This window comes from Acidicapsa borealis, assembly GCF_059115245.1.
This window is the reverse complement of the sequence record NZ_JCACNY010000001.1, coordinates 5,680,343-5,696,131: the sequence shown is the minus strand read 5'-3', so window position 1 is coordinate 5,696,131 and position 15,789 is coordinate 5,680,343. Positions and strand designations below refer to the sequence as shown.

The 15,789-nt window shown below is 60.7% G+C and carries 15 protein-coding genes; 11 read left to right on the top strand and 4 right to left on the bottom strand.

The genetic code is table 11. From position 1 onward, the window contains the following. Positions 1–38: 38 nt before the first annotated feature. The 4 genes from AC5S27_RS23270 (at position 39) to AC5S27_RS23255 (ending at position 5,300) form a co-directional block, all read left to right on the top strand. Entirely contained in the window at positions 39–1,406 is a 1,368-nt protein-coding gene (locus tag AC5S27_RS23270) for a bifunctional folylpolyglutamate synthase/dihydrofolate synthase (protein WP_493936947.1), read from the top strand. Continuing rightward, a complete protein-coding gene (locus AC5S27_RS23265) occupies positions 1,403–2,146 on the top strand; it encodes a lysophospholipid acyltransferase family protein (RefSeq protein WP_493936946.1) in 744 nt (247 codons plus the stop codon). The genes AC5S27_RS23270 and AC5S27_RS23265 overlap by 4 nt, the downstream gene beginning before the upstream one ends. Before the next feature lie 138 nt (positions 2,147–2,284). Continuing rightward, a complete protein-coding gene (locus tag AC5S27_RS23260; RefSeq protein ID WP_493936945.1) occupies positions 2,285–2,611 on the top strand; it encodes a PadR family transcriptional regulator in 327 nt (108 codons plus the stop codon). Positions 2,612–2,651: 40 nt separating this feature from the next. After that, the gene (locus tag AC5S27_RS23255) at positions 2,652–5,300 is read left to right on the top strand and encodes an ABC transporter permease (RefSeq protein ID WP_493936944.1); all 2,649 of its coding nucleotides are present in this window, start codon (positions 2,652–2,654) and stop codon (positions 5,298–5,300) included. Here the strand turns inward: AC5S27_RS23255 and rsmI are convergent. Further along, positions 5,297–6,235: a 16S rRNA (cytidine(1402)-2'-O)-methyltransferase gene (gene rsmI, locus AC5S27_RS23250; protein ID WP_493936943.1), complete on the bottom strand. Its 939-nt coding sequence runs from the start codon at positions 6,233–6,235 to the stop codon at positions 5,297–5,299. The genes AC5S27_RS23255 and rsmI overlap by 4 nt on opposite strands. Before the next feature lie 128 nt (positions 6,236–6,363). Here rsmI and AC5S27_RS23245 point away from each other — a divergent pair, with 128 nt between their 5' ends. Further along, complete coding sequence (locus tag AC5S27_RS23245; RefSeq protein WP_493936942.1) at positions 6,364–7,668, top strand: hypothetical protein; 1,305 nt, start codon at positions 6,364–6,366, stop codon at positions 7,666–7,668. Positions 7,669–7,721: 53 nt separating this feature from the next. Here the strand turns inward: AC5S27_RS23245 and AC5S27_RS23240 are convergent, their stop codons facing one another. Continuing rightward, complete coding sequence (locus AC5S27_RS23240) at positions 7,722–8,837, bottom strand: CBS domain-containing protein (protein ID WP_493936941.1); 1,116 nt, start codon at positions 8,835–8,837, stop codon at positions 7,722–7,724. Positions 8,838–8,953: 116 nt separating this feature from the next. Here AC5S27_RS23240 and rsmD point away from each other — a divergent pair, with 116 nt between their 5' ends. Beyond that, on the top strand, positions 8,954–9,562 hold the full coding sequence (gene rsmD / locus AC5S27_RS23235) for a 16S rRNA (guanine(966)-N(2))-methyltransferase RsmD (RefSeq protein WP_493936940.1): 609 nt from the start codon (positions 8,954–8,956) through the stop codon (positions 9,560–9,562). Here the strand turns inward: rsmD and AC5S27_RS23230 are convergent. Beyond that, on the bottom strand, positions 9,559–10,212 hold the full coding sequence (locus AC5S27_RS23230) for a hypothetical protein (protein WP_493936939.1): 654 nt from the start codon (positions 10,210–10,212) through the stop codon (positions 9,559–9,561). The two genes, rsmD and AC5S27_RS23230, sit on opposite strands and share 4 nt — an antisense overlap. A 97-nt stretch (positions 10,213–10,309) precedes the next feature. On the opposite strand from AC5S27_RS23230, the gene AC5S27_RS23225 reads away from it, so the two are divergent. The 5 genes from AC5S27_RS23225 to AC5S27_RS23205 all read left to right on the top strand — a co-directional run bounded on the left by AC5S27_RS23225 (position 10,310) and on the right by AC5S27_RS23205 (position 15,451). Then, positions 10,310–11,641 carry a 3-deoxy-D-manno-octulosonic acid transferase gene (locus AC5S27_RS23225; RefSeq protein WP_493936938.1) on the top strand — a complete coding sequence of 444 codons (1,332 nt, stop codon included), beginning with the start codon at positions 10,310–10,312 and terminating at the stop codon, positions 11,639–11,641. 47 nt (positions 11,642–11,688) lie between these two features. Further along, positions 11,689–12,630: a tetraacyldisaccharide 4'-kinase gene (gene lpxK / locus AC5S27_RS23220; RefSeq protein WP_493936937.1), complete on the top strand. Its 942-nt coding sequence runs from the start codon at positions 11,689–11,691 to the stop codon at positions 12,628–12,630. Positions 12,631–12,663: 33 nt separating this feature from the next. After that, positions 12,664–13,794: a glycosyltransferase family 9 protein gene (locus AC5S27_RS23215; protein ID WP_493936936.1), complete on the top strand. Its 1,131-nt coding sequence runs from the start codon at positions 12,664–12,666 to the stop codon at positions 13,792–13,794. Further along, positions 13,791–14,405: a methyltransferase family protein gene (locus AC5S27_RS23210; protein WP_493936935.1), complete on the top strand. Its 615-nt coding sequence runs from the start codon at positions 13,791–13,793 to the stop codon at positions 14,403–14,405. The genes AC5S27_RS23215 and AC5S27_RS23210 overlap by 4 nt, the downstream gene beginning before the upstream one ends. Before the next feature lie 206 nt (positions 14,406–14,611). After that, entirely contained in the window at positions 14,612–15,451 is an 840-nt protein-coding gene (locus AC5S27_RS23205) for a DUF3108 domain-containing protein (protein WP_493936934.1), read from the top strand. 2 nt (positions 15,452–15,453) lie between these two features. Here the strand turns inward: AC5S27_RS23205 and AC5S27_RS23200 are convergent, their stop codons facing one another. Then, on the bottom strand, positions 15,454–15,789 hold the full coding sequence (locus AC5S27_RS23200) for a hypothetical protein (protein ID WP_493936933.1): 336 nt from the start codon (positions 15,787–15,789) through the stop codon (positions 15,454–15,456).

Genomic DNA, 15,789 nt, shown 5'->3' with positions numbered 1-15,789 from the left:
TTTCTCAGTTATCCCCGGTCCCTTACAATAGAAGTTCCATGTCTTACGAAGCTGCCATCGCCCATCTCAGTGCCTTGATCCCAGAGCTGTTTTCGACGCCGGGACAGCCGCGTCGGAAGTTTTCGCTGGCTGAGATCGGCGTTCTCGCCGAGGCTCTTGGCAACCCGCAGCGCAGTTTCCCTTCCGTTTTGATCGCCGGAACCAACGGAAAAGGTTCCACCGCCTCCACGCTGGCTTCCATAGTCCGCGAATCTGGCTTGCGCGTGGGGCTTTACACGTCACCCCATCTGGACCGGGTCAACGAGCGGATCCGGCTTGGAACTCCCGGGCTCGGCGATGTGGAGATCCCCGATGAGACATTTGCCCGGCTTTATTTTCGCGTCCATAACACTGCGCAGCAGCTTGTTCTTGACGGAGCCCTTCCCGCGTTCCCCAGTTACTTTGAACTGTTGACGGCGCTTGCATTTGCCTACTTCGCCGAGTCGAAAGTGGAACTGGCTGTGCTGGAAGTCGGCATGGGAGGGCGGCTGGATGCGACCAATCTTGTCGATCCCATCGTCTCCGTGATTACCGACATTTCTCTCGATCACCAGGAGTGGCTGGGAAACACGATCGACCTCATAGCGCGGGAAAAGGCCGGCATCCTGCGCCGCGACGGAACGCTGGTGACACTGCCGCAGCATCCGCTGGCTAACCAGGCTCTGGGCGAGGTCGCCGTGGAGTTGAATGTGCGCGGCGTAAGCGCCACCGACTACACGCCGACCATGGGTACGAGTCCGAGCGAGCCGTATGCCCTGGATGTGCTGGGCAGCAGCATCGTCGTCGATTCCCCGCTGAAAGGCGCGCACCAGCACCGCAATCTTGCGCTGGCCATCGCGACTGCCGTGGAACTTGCAACGCATCATGGCTTCCCGATCACGGCAGCATCGATCGAGCGGGGCATTCGCACTACGCGCTGGCCGGGCCGCTTGGAGCGCATCGCCTCCGGGGAGGGTCCTGAGTTCCTGATCGACGTGGCACACAATCCTGCCGGTGCCTGGGCACTCCGTGCCGCGCTCAGCGCCTCGCAACCGTCCCCCAACGCGCCGCAGGTCCTCATCTTCGCGTGTCTGCGTGATAAGCCTCTGCTCGAAATGACGCAGATCCTATTCCCGGTCTTCGACCATGTAGTGCTGGCTCCTATTCATTCTCCCCGCGCGACCGAGGTAGCTGATCTCACCGCCGCCGCTGAAGCTACAGGAGTTCCTTGTACTCCAGCTGCGACCGTGGCGGAAGCTATCGAGATAGCGCGCCAGCGCGCTACCCCGCAGGGCCGAGTTGTCATCAGCGGCAGCGTCTACCTGGTAGGTGAAGCAAGAACGCTGCTCATGGACCATTCAGCGGCATTGCAGGAAGCCAAGTCGTGAGACCGAAGCCGCTGCCTTTGTCGCATCGCATCAGTACGAACTTGGTCAAGGCGCCGCCCTTCCTGCTTGGAACAGCGTTCTTCGGCAGCCTCGCCTTGCTGGCGTCTCTGTTTGACCGCCATGGCCGCCTGCAGCATCGTATCGCCCGCCTCTGGGCGCGTGCCTCGGTCTGGTCTTCTGGCTCGCGGCTTGAGGTTAGCGGTCTCGAAAATATTCCTGATGAAACCGCCGTGTATGCGGCCAACCACACCTCATACATGGATACGCCGGTTGTCTTCGCCAGCCTGCCGTTTCAGTTCCGTATCCTGGCCAAGAAGGAACTCTGGAGCCTCCCGTTTATCGGCTGGTATCTCAATCGGTCCGGCCAGATTCCGATCGATACGGCCAATCCCCGCGCAACGCTTTCGAGCCTCGGCAATGGCATCCGCACACTGCGCGATGGACTGAATGTCTTTGTCTTTCCTGAGGGCGGCCGCACGCCCGATGGAGATTTGCAACCCTTTCTGAATGGTGCAGCATACCTGGCCATTCGCAGCCAGGTACCCTTGGTGCCCATTGCGTTAATTGGCGTTTATGATCTGCTTCCCATCCACACGCGCCACTTCTACAACGTGGGAATGCCGCTCAAGCTCATCATCGGGAAACCGATCCTCACCGCGGGCCGCACGCTGCGCGAATCAGAGGCGCTGACGGAAGAACTACGCGCAGCCATCGCTGAGCTTATCCAGATTCATTCCTGATTCCATCCCTCTGACAACAACAGTGCTCTTCGCGGCAGCAGCAGGCCCAACCATGCCCAAGGTTTGTAAAATTAGAAGTTGACACACCTATATGTCTAGGGGTAATGTCGTCCATACAGAGTTGCCTAGGGGTGTAGTTTGGCCAGAAGCGATTTGCAGGGTTCCCTGGATTTGCTGGTGTTGAAGACGCTGTCGCAGCTAGGCGAGCTGCATGGATATGGCATCGTGGTTCATATTCAGCGAGCTTCGGATGAGCTGTTATCTGTAGAGGAAGGATCACTCTATCCCGCACTCCACCGCATGGAGCAGAGTGGCTGGATCAGCAGTGAGTGGGCGCTCACAGAAACGAAGCGCCGCGCCAAGTACTACAAATTGACCGCGGCAGGGCGCAAGCAGCTGAAGCATGCCGAGGAGAGTTTCGAGCAGCTGGTTAAGGGAGTCAGAGCGATGCTTCGCTTCGCATAGTTTTTCGTCGTTACAAAACTTGCAGTGGTTGGAGGCCGCAATGTCGCTCATCAGGCGAATGGGGAATCTCTTGCGCAAAAATCGTGTCACTCGCGAGATCGACGAGGAACTCGCGGCACACCTGGCCATGCGTGCCGACGATAACTATGCCAGCGGCATGAGCAGAGCAGAGGCAGTGAGGGAGGCGCGAACCCGCTTCGGTAATCCACTTGCAATCCGCGAACGAACCACTGCGGTGGATGTTTCCCTGCTGCTGGAGAGCGCTGGCGCCGATCTCCGCTTCGCATGCAGGCAACTCATCCGAAATCCTGGGTTTGCCATTGTTGCGATTGTCGTCCTCAGCATCGCTATCTGCGCCAATATCGCCATTTTTGCGTTCGTGGATGCAACATTGCTTCAGCCATTGCCCTATCGGGACTCATCCCGATTAGTTGCTCTCTTTGAGAGCACGCCGATGGGTTCTCACTTCCATCTTTCCTATCTGGATTATCTTGACTGGAAGAAGCAGAACGAGGTCTTCACATCGCTCGAGGCCTACGACTCGATCACCGCTGTAATGGCAACACCGAACGGTGGTGTACCGACTGCCGGCGCCATCGTGAGCGATGGCTTCTTCCGCACTCTCGGAGTCAGCCCGATCCTGGGACGAGACTTCATTGTGGGAGAAGATGCTGCGAGTGCTCCGCGTACAGTCGTTCTCAGCTATGCGCAGTGGCAGAAAACATACGGTGGCAATTACGATTCCAGATCTCAAGATAAATTTCATGGTCTGGGACAGACGATCACGCTCGATCGCCTTAACTACACAATCATCGGCGTGTTGCCCCAGAACTTTCACTTTGCGCCGGTAGAAGACGCGGAATTCTGGACAACACTTCACATGTCGAGCGCAGAGGACCGCGGCTCGCATGGGCTCTCTGCAATTGCCCGCCTCAGAGATGGCATTCCTCTCGCTGCGGCGCAGGCAGAGATGACCGCAATCGCAGCCCACCTGGCGAAGCAATATCCAGATGCAGATGCTGGTCGCGGCGCAACGGTCTCCCCCTTGAGTGACATCATCGTTGGAAACGTACGCTCTATCCTGCTCTTGCTTCTCGCAGGCGCATCGCTATTGCTGGTCATCGCGGGCGGCAATGTGGCAGGCCTCCTGCTCGTACGCTCTGAGAGCCGTGCGCGCGAGGTGGCACTGCGCGGCGCACTTGGCGCCTCGCGTATGCGGCTCGTGCAGCAGTTCGCAACCGAATCACTCCTGCTTGTCGTCGTCAGTTCTGTACTTGGAGTCGTAGCCGCGACCTTTGTCATCCGTCTACTGCTCGCACTCATCCCGGTTGGGATGCTCGGTGCCATGCCCTACCTGCACGGACTGGGATTGAATGGTCACGTACTGCTCTTCGCAGCCGCCATATCGCTCGGTACTTCAGTGCTTCTCGCACTCGTTCCGCTTTTGCGATTGCGCATGAACAGTGTGCTCGCCAACCTGGCATCAAGCAGCAGGGGCTACGCAAATGTGCTCTGGCGGAAGACCGGCGCAAACCTGGTAGTGCTGGAACTTGTCGTAGCCATGGTCCTGTTGGTAAGTGCTGGCTTGCTGGGTAAAAGCCTCTACCGCCTGTTGCATACAGATACCGGCATTCGCACAGAACATCTGACGACTCTGCGCGTCGCCGCTTCCCACGAAGACTACGCGCGCGACGAAAAGCTCGTCGCTCTATCCCGTCAGATCGAGCAGCGTGTCGGTCAACTACCGGGTGTTGAGGCGGTCAGTATCTCGCATAGCCTGCCCATCGGAAATCGCGGCGGCAATACCACCTTCAAGATTGTTGGTCGTCCTGAGAGCGGCGAGCAGAATGAAGTCAATCAGCGGCAGGTAGGCGACAACTACTTCAGCACGCTGGGTGGTCGCCTCCTGCAGGGTCGCTATTTCCGTGCCAATGAAGATGCGACGAAGCCGCTCGTCGCTATCGTGAACGACAGCATGGCGCGGCGTTACTTCGCTGGTGAAGATCCACTCGGCAAGCTGATTCGCTACGATGTGTCGGAGCCAGCCATCGAGATTGTCGGCGTTGTTGCGGACATCAAGGAAGGGCCACTCGATGAGGCAACGCGCCCTGCACTCTACACTCCATTCGCGCAGGGACCGGAACACAATTTCGTAGTGATCGTAAGAACCATTGGAGAAGCCGCATCGTTGCCGATAGAACTGGACGCGGCAATTCACCAGATCGATCCCGGTCTGACGACCTACGCCGCAGAGACCATGGAGACACGTATCAACACATCGCAGGCAGCATACCTGCATCGCGCCTCGGCGTGGCTGGTAGGCGGTTTCGCTTTGCTGGCACTGGTACTGAGCGTGATTGGTTTATACGGAGTGATTGCCTACTCGGTGGCCCGTAGGACGAAGGAGATTGGCGTGCGCATGGCGCTTGGAGCACGCCGCGAGTCTGTCCTCCAGATGGTGCTGCGCGAAGCCGGTTGGCTGATCGCAGCAGGCATCGCGGGAGGAGTTGTATGTGCAGTTGCAGCCGCAACACTGATGCGAAATTTGCTCTTCGGAGTGAGCAGTTGGGATGTCCCGACACTGGTAACAGTCGCCGCCCTGCTGGCTCTGTCGGCCATGCTGGCCAGCTATATTCCGGCCCGTCGCGCAGCTTCAGTGAATCCAGTCGAGGCGCTACGCGCGGACTAGCTGCGCTTGCCGGACTTTTTCGCGCGCTCGCGCTGCAGTTCGCGGTAGAGGTCGCTCTTCGACTGGCCTGTTTCCCGTGCCAGCCGTTTCAGAGCATCCTTCTCCGCGAGCCCATCCTCAGCCTCAAGCTGCTGGATGCGGGCAAGTATGTTGAATGCGCCCGCTTCCTGGGCCTTTGAGAGCGCAACCGCTTCCACCAGCAGCGTGATCTCGCCGCGAACACGATCGCGCGCAGCCAGGTCAGCCTTCACCTCAGCCGCGGTGCCGCGCAGGAATTCTTCATGCAGCTTGGTCAATTCACGCGCAACGACGACCCGCAGCGCCGGTCCCCACACAGACTCAAGATCGGCCAGCGTTTCGAGAATGCGATGCGGAGCTTCATAGAAGATCAGCGTTCGCTGTGAGCCTTCGTCAATCGCCTTTGCCAGCGCTTCCAACTGCGTGCGGCGTGCTCCAGCCTTCTCCGGCAGAAAGCCGAGGAAATGAAACTCAGCCGTGGAAAGACCGCTCGCCACAAGCGCGCTCACCGCGGCGTTGGCCCCTGGGATGGGATACACGGCGACCCCTGCTTCGATAGCCGCCTGCGCCAGCCATCCGCCTGGATCGCTGATGCCCGGCATGCCCGCATCCGACACCACGGCAATGCGCCCGCCCGCTTGCAATGCGGCGATCAGCTCCACGGCCCGCTCGCGCTCATTGTGCAGATGCAGGCTCACGGTCGGCGTCGAAATCTGGAAATGATTCAGTAGCTTCTGCGTCTGCCGCGTGTCTTCACAGGCAATGCGGTCTGACTGCCGCAGTACGCGCAACGCCCGCAGCGAAATGTCTTCCAGATTGCCGATCGGCGTGCCCACAAGATAAAGCCCCGGCCCCAACGGCTTGTCCGCGGTTGCTATTTCGGCCTGCTCGTATCCGTCGTGTGCATCTTCCTGCATAGGGCTAAGGATAGCTCAGCAGCCTCCATTCGAAAGAGATGAGGGGATTTGCAGCCGCTCTGCGCAGTATCGATTGCGGGCCCAAGAGAAAAGCCTGTAAGGCAGCGCCAGCAGTCCAGGAGAATCCAATGCATTCCATCTTCAAACGTAGCATTGCCGCATGTGCCACGGTCATCGTGTTGACCGGTTGCAACAGCATTGAAAGCCAACAGCCCAAGAGCGGAGGCAGCGCCATGCACGGAGCATCCAAGCCGAATACTCAAACCACGGCGGCAGGCAATGGCCACGTCTGGCACATGAAAAAGGCCGAAGTCAAGACGACGATCGGATGGGACGCAATTCCGCAATGGAACATTCCAGCAAAGCAGCAGAAGCAGGTCGTAGCGCTCAGCATGCTGATTCCGAATGACTGGCAATTCAATGGTGGCCCGAAGATGGTGCAGCCCAACGACTGCAACTTCACCAGCGGTCGCCTGGGCTTTGTTGCCACCAGCCCGGACAAGAAGAGCGGTATCATTTCGATGCCCTCAACGGTCAGCATCTGGAGCACAGACCGCTCCATCCTGCAGTTCATCCAGCAGGACAATCAGCAGTACAGCCGCATGCAGGTCTGCAAGATTGAACAGCCGCAGCCCCTGGCGCAGAAGATCGGCCAGCTCGTCCGCGAATTCGGCAAGGGCGTTGAGCCAACTGGCCAGATGGAGCCAGTTCCCGGCGTTGCTGAAAAGATGAACACCTCCGTGCAGCAAGCCAATCAGCAGCTGGCCCAGCAGGGCTCGCATCTTACCGTCGAGGTTGGGCGCATCCGCGTCAAGTCGGGCGACCCAAGGGATGACTCCGATGGCTATCTGACTGTGATGCAGGTGGTGCGCACAGACCGTCTTCCCAACGGCGCAACGCTCTCAACCATCGACTATCCGATGCAGGTGGCTACCTTCACTCCCAAGGGCGAATACGCCTCCAAAGATGCCATGTTTGCAGCCATGCTGGACTCGGTCTGGGTGAATCCCGAGTATCAAACCGCATGCCTTCAGAGTTCGGCCAACATGCAGTCGATCAAGCAGCAGATGAAGTCTCGCATCAGTCAGATAGCAGCTCAGATGGCTGCCGATAATGCCAACGCAGCGCGTCAGCAGGCGGCCATTCGCCAGGGCGTTCAGGATTATTCAAACCAGGTCCATGCCAACGTGGCCGCGCATCGGTCAGCGGCGCTGGAACACAGCTCGCAGCAGTTCTCCATGTACATGGGCGATCAGGCGTTGTACCACGATCCTTCCACGGGGCAGAACGTGCAGCTGCCCAGCAGCTACAATCACGCCTGGGCCAGCACTACCGGCAATACGAATGAGTACATCCTCACCGACTCACCATCATTCAACCCCAATGGCCAGGTTGGCAGCGCGAGCTGGACCCCGATGCAGGAAGTCAGGTAAGAGCAGTTCTATTGCGAGTGGACAAGAACAGGCAGCTGATCTGCAAAGGCCGGTCAGTTGCCTGATTCACTGCGCTCCACCTTGCGCTGCTCCGCCAGCAGCGACATGGAAGTCATCAGGTTCTGCACGCTCACCATACCCACGATCTTCTCGCCCTCGGCCACGGGAATCAGCGTAAGCCCGCGCCCTGCAGTGATGCGGCGAATGATCGCGCCCAGCGTGTCTTCGGGCTTGGCGACCTGGAAGGTGCGCGACATTACGCCCTGAATGTAGCCATTGCCGTCCATGCGTAAGGCCTCAACGATGCGCTGGCGATTCACGATGCCAACCAGCTGTGCCCCGCGCACAACAGGGAAGTCCTCCTGCAACGAATGCACGCAGCGCCCAAGTGCATCGGCCAGCGTGTCTGAAGGCGAGAGGGTGGCAAAGTCTGTAAGCATGACCTCGCGCATCTGCACCGTATCCACGACGGACTGGAAGAAGACGCCCTGATCCTCAAGCTGCGCTCCAATGAAGATGAAGAAGCCCAGTGCAGGCAGGATCGGATCATGCATGAAAAATCCCACGAAGATCGCCGAAAGAGCCACCAGTTGTCCCAGCCCGGCAAGCGCGCGGCTGGCCGGCGCGTTGCTTTGCGCGCCAGCCATGCCGTTGCGCAGAAGCCGTCCCGCATCCAGAGGGTAGGCTGGCAGGAAGTGCAGCAGGCCCACAAATGCCTGCAACCATACGGCGGCTCGCAACAGCGCTGTGGGCGTCACGAATGGCATGGCGAAGAGAGCGAAACTGCCGCTCACCCCCGTCAATGTGGCCGCGAGCACGGCAGCAGTAGCCAGGTTGGCAACCGGCCCGGCGAGCGCAAGTGCAAACTGCGTACCACCGCTGTTGGCCTGTTCCTGGCTTTCCGGTGTGGCATAGGCAAAGAGTCCGCCAATCGGCAACAGCAGGATCGTTCGCAGCCGTAACCCAAGCCAGGCAGCTACCAACAGGCGCGCTATTTCCCGCACAGCTACCGCCGTGCCAATGAGAAACCAAAGGGCCAGTCCGGCCGCCGTGCCTGCGCCAACGGTGTTCGCATACAGAATGCAAACCACCGACAGCAGCACAAAAAAGGTGTGAATGCGTACTTCCACGCCCATCCACCGGCCTAACGGGATTGACCAGCCACGCATACCCATTCATTGTAGAGGTTGGGCCTTCGCCGGACGGATGAGATCTCGAGCACGAGGCGGATTCGTTTCGATATCGGAAGTCCAAGCCGTAAAGTGCGGGGTGGAAATATCGGGACATGCGAGTTATAGCCGGCAATTATCGATCGCGTCCGTTGCTGGCTCCAGCCGGTATGGACACCCGTCCGACCGCCGACCGCCTGCGCGAAACGCTCTTCAACGTCCTTACGAACGGCGCTGTCGACCGCGTCGCCGGAGGAGTATTTCTCGATCTCTATGCCGGCTCAGGCGCTGTCGGGATTGAAGCCGTAAGCCGTGGCGCTTCACGAACCATCTTCGTGGAGCAGGGCACTCCTGCGCTCGCCATCCTGCAGAAGAACCTGAGTCATCTCGGCATTCGCGGACCCGCTGTCCAAATTGAAAAGAAGTCAGTCGCCCGCTACCTGCGCGGAGCCTTGGCGAACGCCACTAAGGAAAAAATCGCAGTCGTCTTCCTTGACCCGCCCTACGAGGACGCGACTGAGTACGAACACACCCTCACCCTGCTCGGAGGCGAGTGCGCAGAACTACTCGCGCCAGATGCCATCGTGATCGCCGAGCACCGAAAGAAAAGCCCGCTCGCAGAAAACTACGGCAGGCTGGAGCAGACGCGTGTCTTGAAACAGGGCGATGCGGGGCTGAGCTTTTATCAGTTCCGAAAAGAACTTAAGCTGACCGAAGAAAGCTAGTTCATCTGGCTTGACTTCGTCTTCAGATACTTATCGAACGGGATCTCGAAATAGAAAAGCTCCCGGCCGTCCGCATCCTTGATGGTGTGCAGGTTGAGCAGTGCGCCTTTGAGCGGATGATTTAGCCCGCCAATGTCATAGAAGAGGAACCCTGCACGGGTCGTATGCGCCTCTACCACCAACGCCTGAAATTCGAACGTGTCGAAGTCCTGCTCGATCGCCTTGTCGCTGGCCTTGGGCTTCAGTTTGATCGAGGGCAGCGGCCCGGGCAGCGGAATCTTGCCGCCCTCCTTCTCCTTGCGCGTCATCAACCGCTCCACATCCTCCGGGTCAGCGGCCTGGATGCGGTCGCCCTGCGCCGTCACGTAGAGAATCCGCGCATCCCGCAGTGAAATGGGCCGGTCGCTGTTGTTGGTCACAATCAGACGGACCGGCAGTACGCCATGCGAAACGTAGTCCACCCGGAACAGCTCCATCTTTTCGTGGGTATCGTACGGCTCGGCGGCAATGGCCAGCCGCTCGTCAGCATGCACCTCAACCGCTGCAAAATCCGTCGCCGGCTGTACCGCCGGCGGAGTATGGTCGCTGGCCAGCACCGGCGGCAGCAGCCACATCGTCAGCCAAGCCGCTGACACTGTAATTCCAGTCACGAGGGGCGAGAATCTCATCGAGAGTGACTTTATCAGGATTGGCCGCGGTTTTGGCAGAGGGCTACTGCCCACTCGCCACCTCTGTATGATTTGAGGGTTGCCGGTCACTTCGCTGGTATCGCGGCGCATTGAATCCATGACTCTGTTCCTCTACAACGCAGGCCTGTTGCTGGCGCTCATCCTGGGTGCGCCGTGGTGGCTGTGGCGACTGGCGACGACCAGCAAGTATCGCGAAGGACTGGGCGAACGCCTGGGCCGGGTTCCGAAGCGGCTGGCGGAATGGCGTTTGGACGCAGGCAACCGGCACTCCGTTATCTGGCTGCACGCGGTTTCTGTCGGTGAAGTGCTGGCCGTAAGCCGCCTCGTCGCGGAACTCGATATCGCTTTGCCCGCCTACCGCGTCTTCGTCTCCACCACCACCCGCACCGGCCAGGCGCTGGCCCGGCAGCGCTTCGGAGCAGAGCGCGTCTTCTACTGCCCGCTGGACCTTCCCTGGGCTGTCGCCGCATATCTGAGCGCTCTCAGGCCCGCTTTGCTGGTCCTGGCAGAAACCGAGTTCTGGCCGAACCTGCTTACCAGCTGCCATCGTCGCAACATTCCGGTCGCCGTGGTGAATGCTCGCATCTCCGACAGATCATGGCCACGTTACCAGCGCCTGCGGGGCCTCTGGGAGCCATTCCTGCGACGCCTCGCACTGGTCCTCGCGCAGTCCGAAATTGACGCCGAGCGCCTGCGTTCGCTCGGTTGCGGCACAGTCAGCGTCGGCGGCAATTTGAAGTATGATGTCCGCGCCGCCGGTGACACGGAAGTGACCGCGCTTCTCAGCCAGCTTTCCAAGGGACTTCGACTGCTGGTGGCCGGCAGCACCCTGGAAGGCGAAGAAGCCGCCCTGCTCTCCGCCTGGCCTATGTTGCTAGCCGCCGATCCGGCTCTGGCCATGGTCCTGGCGCCCCGCCACCCGGAGCGCTTCCCCGCAATTGCCGAGCTGCTGACTGGTTCCGGCTTTCCGTGGCGCAGACGATCCGCCCTTGGGCATACCCCACTGGCCCACGGCGAAATCGTCCTGCTCGATACCATTGGCGAACTGGCATCGATCTACTCACTGGCCGTGGTTGCATTTGTCGGAGGAAGTCTCATTCCCGCAGGCGGGCACAACCCACTGGAACCCGCCCAGTTCGGCGTCCCCATCGTTATGGGCAGCCACTACCAGAATTTCCAGGCGATGATCGAGGACCTTATCCAGGAACAGGCCATCGTCATCACAACCCCAGCCGAACTGCAGCCAACACTGACCCGCTTATTGCTCAACCCCGCAGAAGCGAAAGAGCTGGGTGAGCGGGCAAGATCCGCCTTCACCAGGCAGGGCGGCGTCACCGCCCGCACCGTAAGCGCAATCGTCGCCTTACTGAAAGCCGGAGGACGCCCCTGATGCCGTCTCCGCGCAGACCGCCCCGCAGATCGCCCCGTAGACCATGGATGCTGCCCCTGGTCCCGCTCTACGCAGCGGGAGCCGCGCTGCGCTGGGCCGGAGTCCAGCCAAAGCGCCTGCAATGGCCAGTCATCAGCGTGGGCAATCTCTCGACAGGCGGCACAGGTAAAACGCCCTTCACCATAGCCATCGCCCGACTCCTGCAAGGGGATGGCCTCTGCGTCGATATCCTCTCCCGCGGCTACGGACGAACGACCACCTCCATCGAACAAGTGAACCCGGAAGGAGCAGCAGACCGCCTCGGGGACGAGCCATTGCTCATCGCCCGCGCCACCGGTCTCCCGGTCTTCGTCGGCGCAAGCCGCTTCGAGGCGGGCAGACTGGCCGAAACCGTCCTCGCAGAAACGCCCGGCATCCATCTACTCGACGACGGCTTCCAGCATCGCCAGCTAGCCCGTCAGATCGACATCGTCCTGATCAACTCCGAAGACCTCGCCGATCATCTGCTGCCGGCCGGTAACCTCCGCGAACCGTATTCCGCGTTGCGCCGTGCAACCGTCTTTGCGGTTCCCTTGGACGATGACGCGGCCGTGGAAAAGCTCCGCGCATCAGGCCATGCGCAGCCCATCTGGCGCTTTCAACGCCGCATGGAAATCCCTGCGATCAGTGGAAAAGTCGTCGCCTTCTGCGGTATCGCCCGCCCCGCACAGTTCTTCGCAGGACTGGAAGACTCTGGCCTCACCCTGGCCGCGCGCCACGCCTTCCGCGATCATCAGCAATTCGGAGCCGCCGAGCTTGCCGTGCTGGAGGGCCTCGCCGAGAAAACCGGCGCCAACGCGTTCGTTACCACTGCCAAGGATCACGTCCGTCTGGGAGCGATGAACGCTCAACTGGAGCAAATCGCGCCTCTGCACGTCGCAGATTTGCGCGTCGAGCTCGAAGACCCTGCGAGCGTCTCCGTTTGGCTGCGGGGTCATCTCGGAACTTAAATCCCCGGTTCCACCCTGTGAGAAAATTAGGGTTTGCGAAGCCAGGTTCAGTATCGGTTGCTGGTCGTACGCCTCGGGGCCATGGGAGACGTCCTCCATGCTCTCCCGGCGATTACCGCCCTGCGCCGTGCCCACCCCGGTTGGAAGATTGACTGGGCCATCGACCCGCGCTGGCTGCCGCTGCTCTCCGCTGAAGACGAAGACGCAGCCCCCGACGCCCCCCGCACCCCGGCCCGGCCCATCGTCGACCAGATTCACCTCGTCCCCGCCAAAGCCTGGGGCAAGAAGCCGCTGAGCAGCCAGACCTGGGCAGAAATTCGTGAGTTGCGGTCCGCCATGCATGCGGCAAAGTACGACGGAGTTCTCGACCTGCAAGGCTCCATCCGCTCCGCCGTTGTTTCCCGGTTGGCCGGTTCGCACCGCATCATCGGCGAGGCCGAGCCTCGCGAAGGCCCAGCTCGCTGGCTCTTCACCGAACACGTTGAGACCGCTGGCGCTCACGTCATTGAGCAGGATGCCGAGCTGGCAAGCGCTGTCTATGGCGATCTCATCACGCCCATCACGCCCGTCCTTCCCGTCAATCTGGAAGCCGAGGCCTGGTGCGACCGGCTTCCCGGCGTGCTCACCGCGAACATCTCGGGCAAGCCGGTCATCCTCATCCATCCTGGCGGCGGGTGGGGCGCAAAACGCTGGCCCGCCGCCCGCTTCGGCGCCGTCGCTGAGGAGTTTGCCAATCGCGGAGCGCTGGTCCTCATCAATGCCGGACCCGGCGAAGATGAACTCGCGGCACAGGTGCTGGGTGCGGCAGACGGTCCCTGCTCCGTTGTTCGCTGCGCCCTCGACCAACTCATCGCCCTCACCCGCCGCGCCACTCTCGTCATCGGCGGCGACACCGGACCACTGCATCTCGCGTGTGCGCTGGGCAAGCCGGTGGTCGGCATCTACGGCCCAACTGACCCCAAGCGTAACGGGCCCTTCGGCACGCGCTTTCGCGTCCTGCGCAATCCCGAGAGCCGCCAGGACCACACGCGCCGCGACGCTCCTGAGGCCGGACTGCTCACCATTTGGCCGGATGCTGTCATCGCCGCCGCCGCTGACCTCTTGCTCGAAGAACGCCACGCCCGCAAGCGGTCTGGCCCAACCTCGGAATGGGTGTCTGGATGAGCACTCCAAATCAGCCAGAACTGTCGTTCATGCAACGCTGGCAAAAGATTGCCAGGCGCATTCGCGTGCCTCTCGGGTTCGTTGCCGCCGGATTCTACCTCTGGCAGCTTTACACCCACCGTCCTCAGTTGTGGCCCATCCTCTGGAGCTTGGCGCTGGTTCTGCCCGGGCTATGGCTGCGCGGCTACGCCGCCGGCTACGTCAAGAAGAACCGGGAACTCACCCAGACCGGCCCTTACGCCCACACCCGCAACCCGCTTTATCTGGGTTCGATTCTCATCGCCGGCGGCTTTGCTTTAGCCCTCATGAGCTGGCCCTTCGCGCTGATCCTTGCCGTCGCCTTCAGCCTCATTTACATCCCGGTCATCGCCTCCGAAGAAGCGTTCCTGAGCCAGACATTTCCCGAGTTTTACGGCTACTGCAGACGCGTTCCCCGGCTGCTTCCGCGCATCACTCCAGGCCTGCCCGCCTACGCCAACAACTCCGAACCGGGCCGGTTTTCCTTCGATCTCTACCGCAAACACCGGGAGTACAATTCAGCTATAGGGGCCGTTCTACTGTATTTGAGCCTGTTTGCCGCCATGCTGCTGCACGCCTGGCTGGGGCGTTAGCTGGGTGCCAGTTTCACCATCCAGTTTCGCCGCATCGACGCCATACCGCGATTCGCAGCCGTGTCAGCGACAGGTTTTTGCACCACAAGCCGTCTAAGAAATGGACCGATGGGTTTTCCGCACAGCGCTGCGGCAGAGGCCACGAGTCTGAGAACGATATCGGTGTCAGCCGAAGCGAATGCACGAACGAGGAGCCGGCCCTGAAGGTGAAGCTGCGTAGCGCGTTGAAAACTTGTTTCGTTGGCGCAGTCTGCAGCCTGCCGCTCATTGCCATCGTTCCCGAAGCGTTCGCCCAGCAGCCCACACCCGTTCAGCCTGCACTTCCGCAGACCAGCGTTTCTTCCTCCATTCCGCCGCTTCCCGCTCCGCGCCCCGGCTACAGCTTTCCGACAAAGCAGACCCTGACCTACTCCGTGGACTGGCGTGTCTTCCCCGCCGCCACCGCAGTCGTGCATCTCGAAGCCAACGGTTCCAGCGAGCACATGTCCGTCAACGCCGACACCACCGGCGCCATCAACCTGCTCTTTCACATCAGCGACAAGTTCCAGTCCACCTTCGATCGCGAAAAAGGCTGCACCTCGGAGTTCGACAAGCAGACTGTCGAAGGCCGCCGTCAGATCAACTCCACCCTCAAGCTCGATTACGCCCGGGGCAAGTCAATTCTGGACGAAAAAAACCTCACCTCCGGCCAGTCCAAACACATCGAAGCCAACATCTCAGGGTGCCTCACCGATCTGCTCACCGGCGTCTTCTACTCTTCGTCCCAGCCACTGGAAGTTGGCAAGAGCTTCGATCTTCCCGTGGTGGATCCGCTCAAAACCGTCATCGTTACCATGAAAGTCGAGGGTCGCGAGGAGCTGAAAACTCCCGCCGGCACCTTCAAGACGGTTCGCGTCGAGCCTACGGCCGAGGCTGGCATCGTCAAAGGCCGCGGCCAGATCTGGATCTGGTACACCGACGACGACCGTCATATCCCCGTGCAGATGCGCGCCCGATCATTCTGGGGCACCATCACCATCCGCCTGGCGACAATCGAAGCGAAATAGCCTTACTGCATCCGGTAGCGCTCGCGCATCGTCCGCTGCAATCCCGGCCAGTACAGCATGTCAAAGGCCTGCGCCTTGTCCGGAAACATCGCCAGCGCCGCCCGCCGCGCATCGGCCACCAGCGCCGAAGCGCGCTCCACCGGCAGCGCCCGGTCCTGCTGAATCACGTGCATCACCATGGCGACCATCCGCTGCAGCCGGCGGATGCGTTGTGCTTCTTCCGCTTTTTCTTCCGGGCTTTGAGAGGCCTGGCCAGGCAACTGGCCGGGTCGGCGAGAAGCATCGATTTCGGGCGGATGGGCAGGTTGAACGGTGGTTTCAGCAGCGGGCTGGCTCAT

What these genes read in the sequence shown, in the direction of transcription:
- AC5S27_RS23255 (WP_493936944.1), top strand. Translation starts at nt 2,652, where the DNA reads ATGTCGCTCATCAGGCGAATGGGGAATCTCTTGCGCAAAAATCGTGTC.
- lpxK (WP_493936937.1), top strand. Translation starts at nt 11,689, where the DNA reads ATGCTGCCCCTGGTCCCGCTCTACGCAGCGGGAGCCGCGCTGCGCTGG.
- AC5S27_RS23270 (WP_493936947.1), top strand. Translation starts at nt 39, where the DNA reads ATGTCTTACGAAGCTGCCATCGCCCATCTCAGTGCCTTGATCCCAGAG.
- AC5S27_RS23240 (WP_493936941.1), bottom strand. Translation starts at nt 8,837, where the DNA reads ATGCGTGGCTGGTCAATCCCGTTAGGCCGGTGGATGGGCGTGGAAGTA.
- AC5S27_RS23200 (WP_493936933.1), bottom strand. Translation starts at nt 15,789, where the DNA reads ATGAGCCAGCCCGCTGCTGAAACCACCGTTCAACCTGCCCATCCGCCC.
- rsmD (WP_493936940.1), top strand. Translation starts at nt 8,954, where the DNA reads ATGCGAGTTATAGCCGGCAATTATCGATCGCGTCCGTTGCTGGCTCCA.
- AC5S27_RS23210 (WP_493936935.1), top strand. Translation starts at nt 13,791, where the DNA reads ATGAGCACTCCAAATCAGCCAGAACTGTCGTTCATGCAACGCTGGCAA.
- AC5S27_RS23245 (WP_493936942.1), top strand. Translation starts at nt 6,364, where the DNA reads ATGCATTCCATCTTCAAACGTAGCATTGCCGCATGTGCCACGGTCATC.
- rsmI (WP_493936943.1), bottom strand. Translation starts at nt 6,235, where the DNA reads ATGCAGGAAGATGCACACGACGGATACGAGCAGGCCGAAATAGCAACC.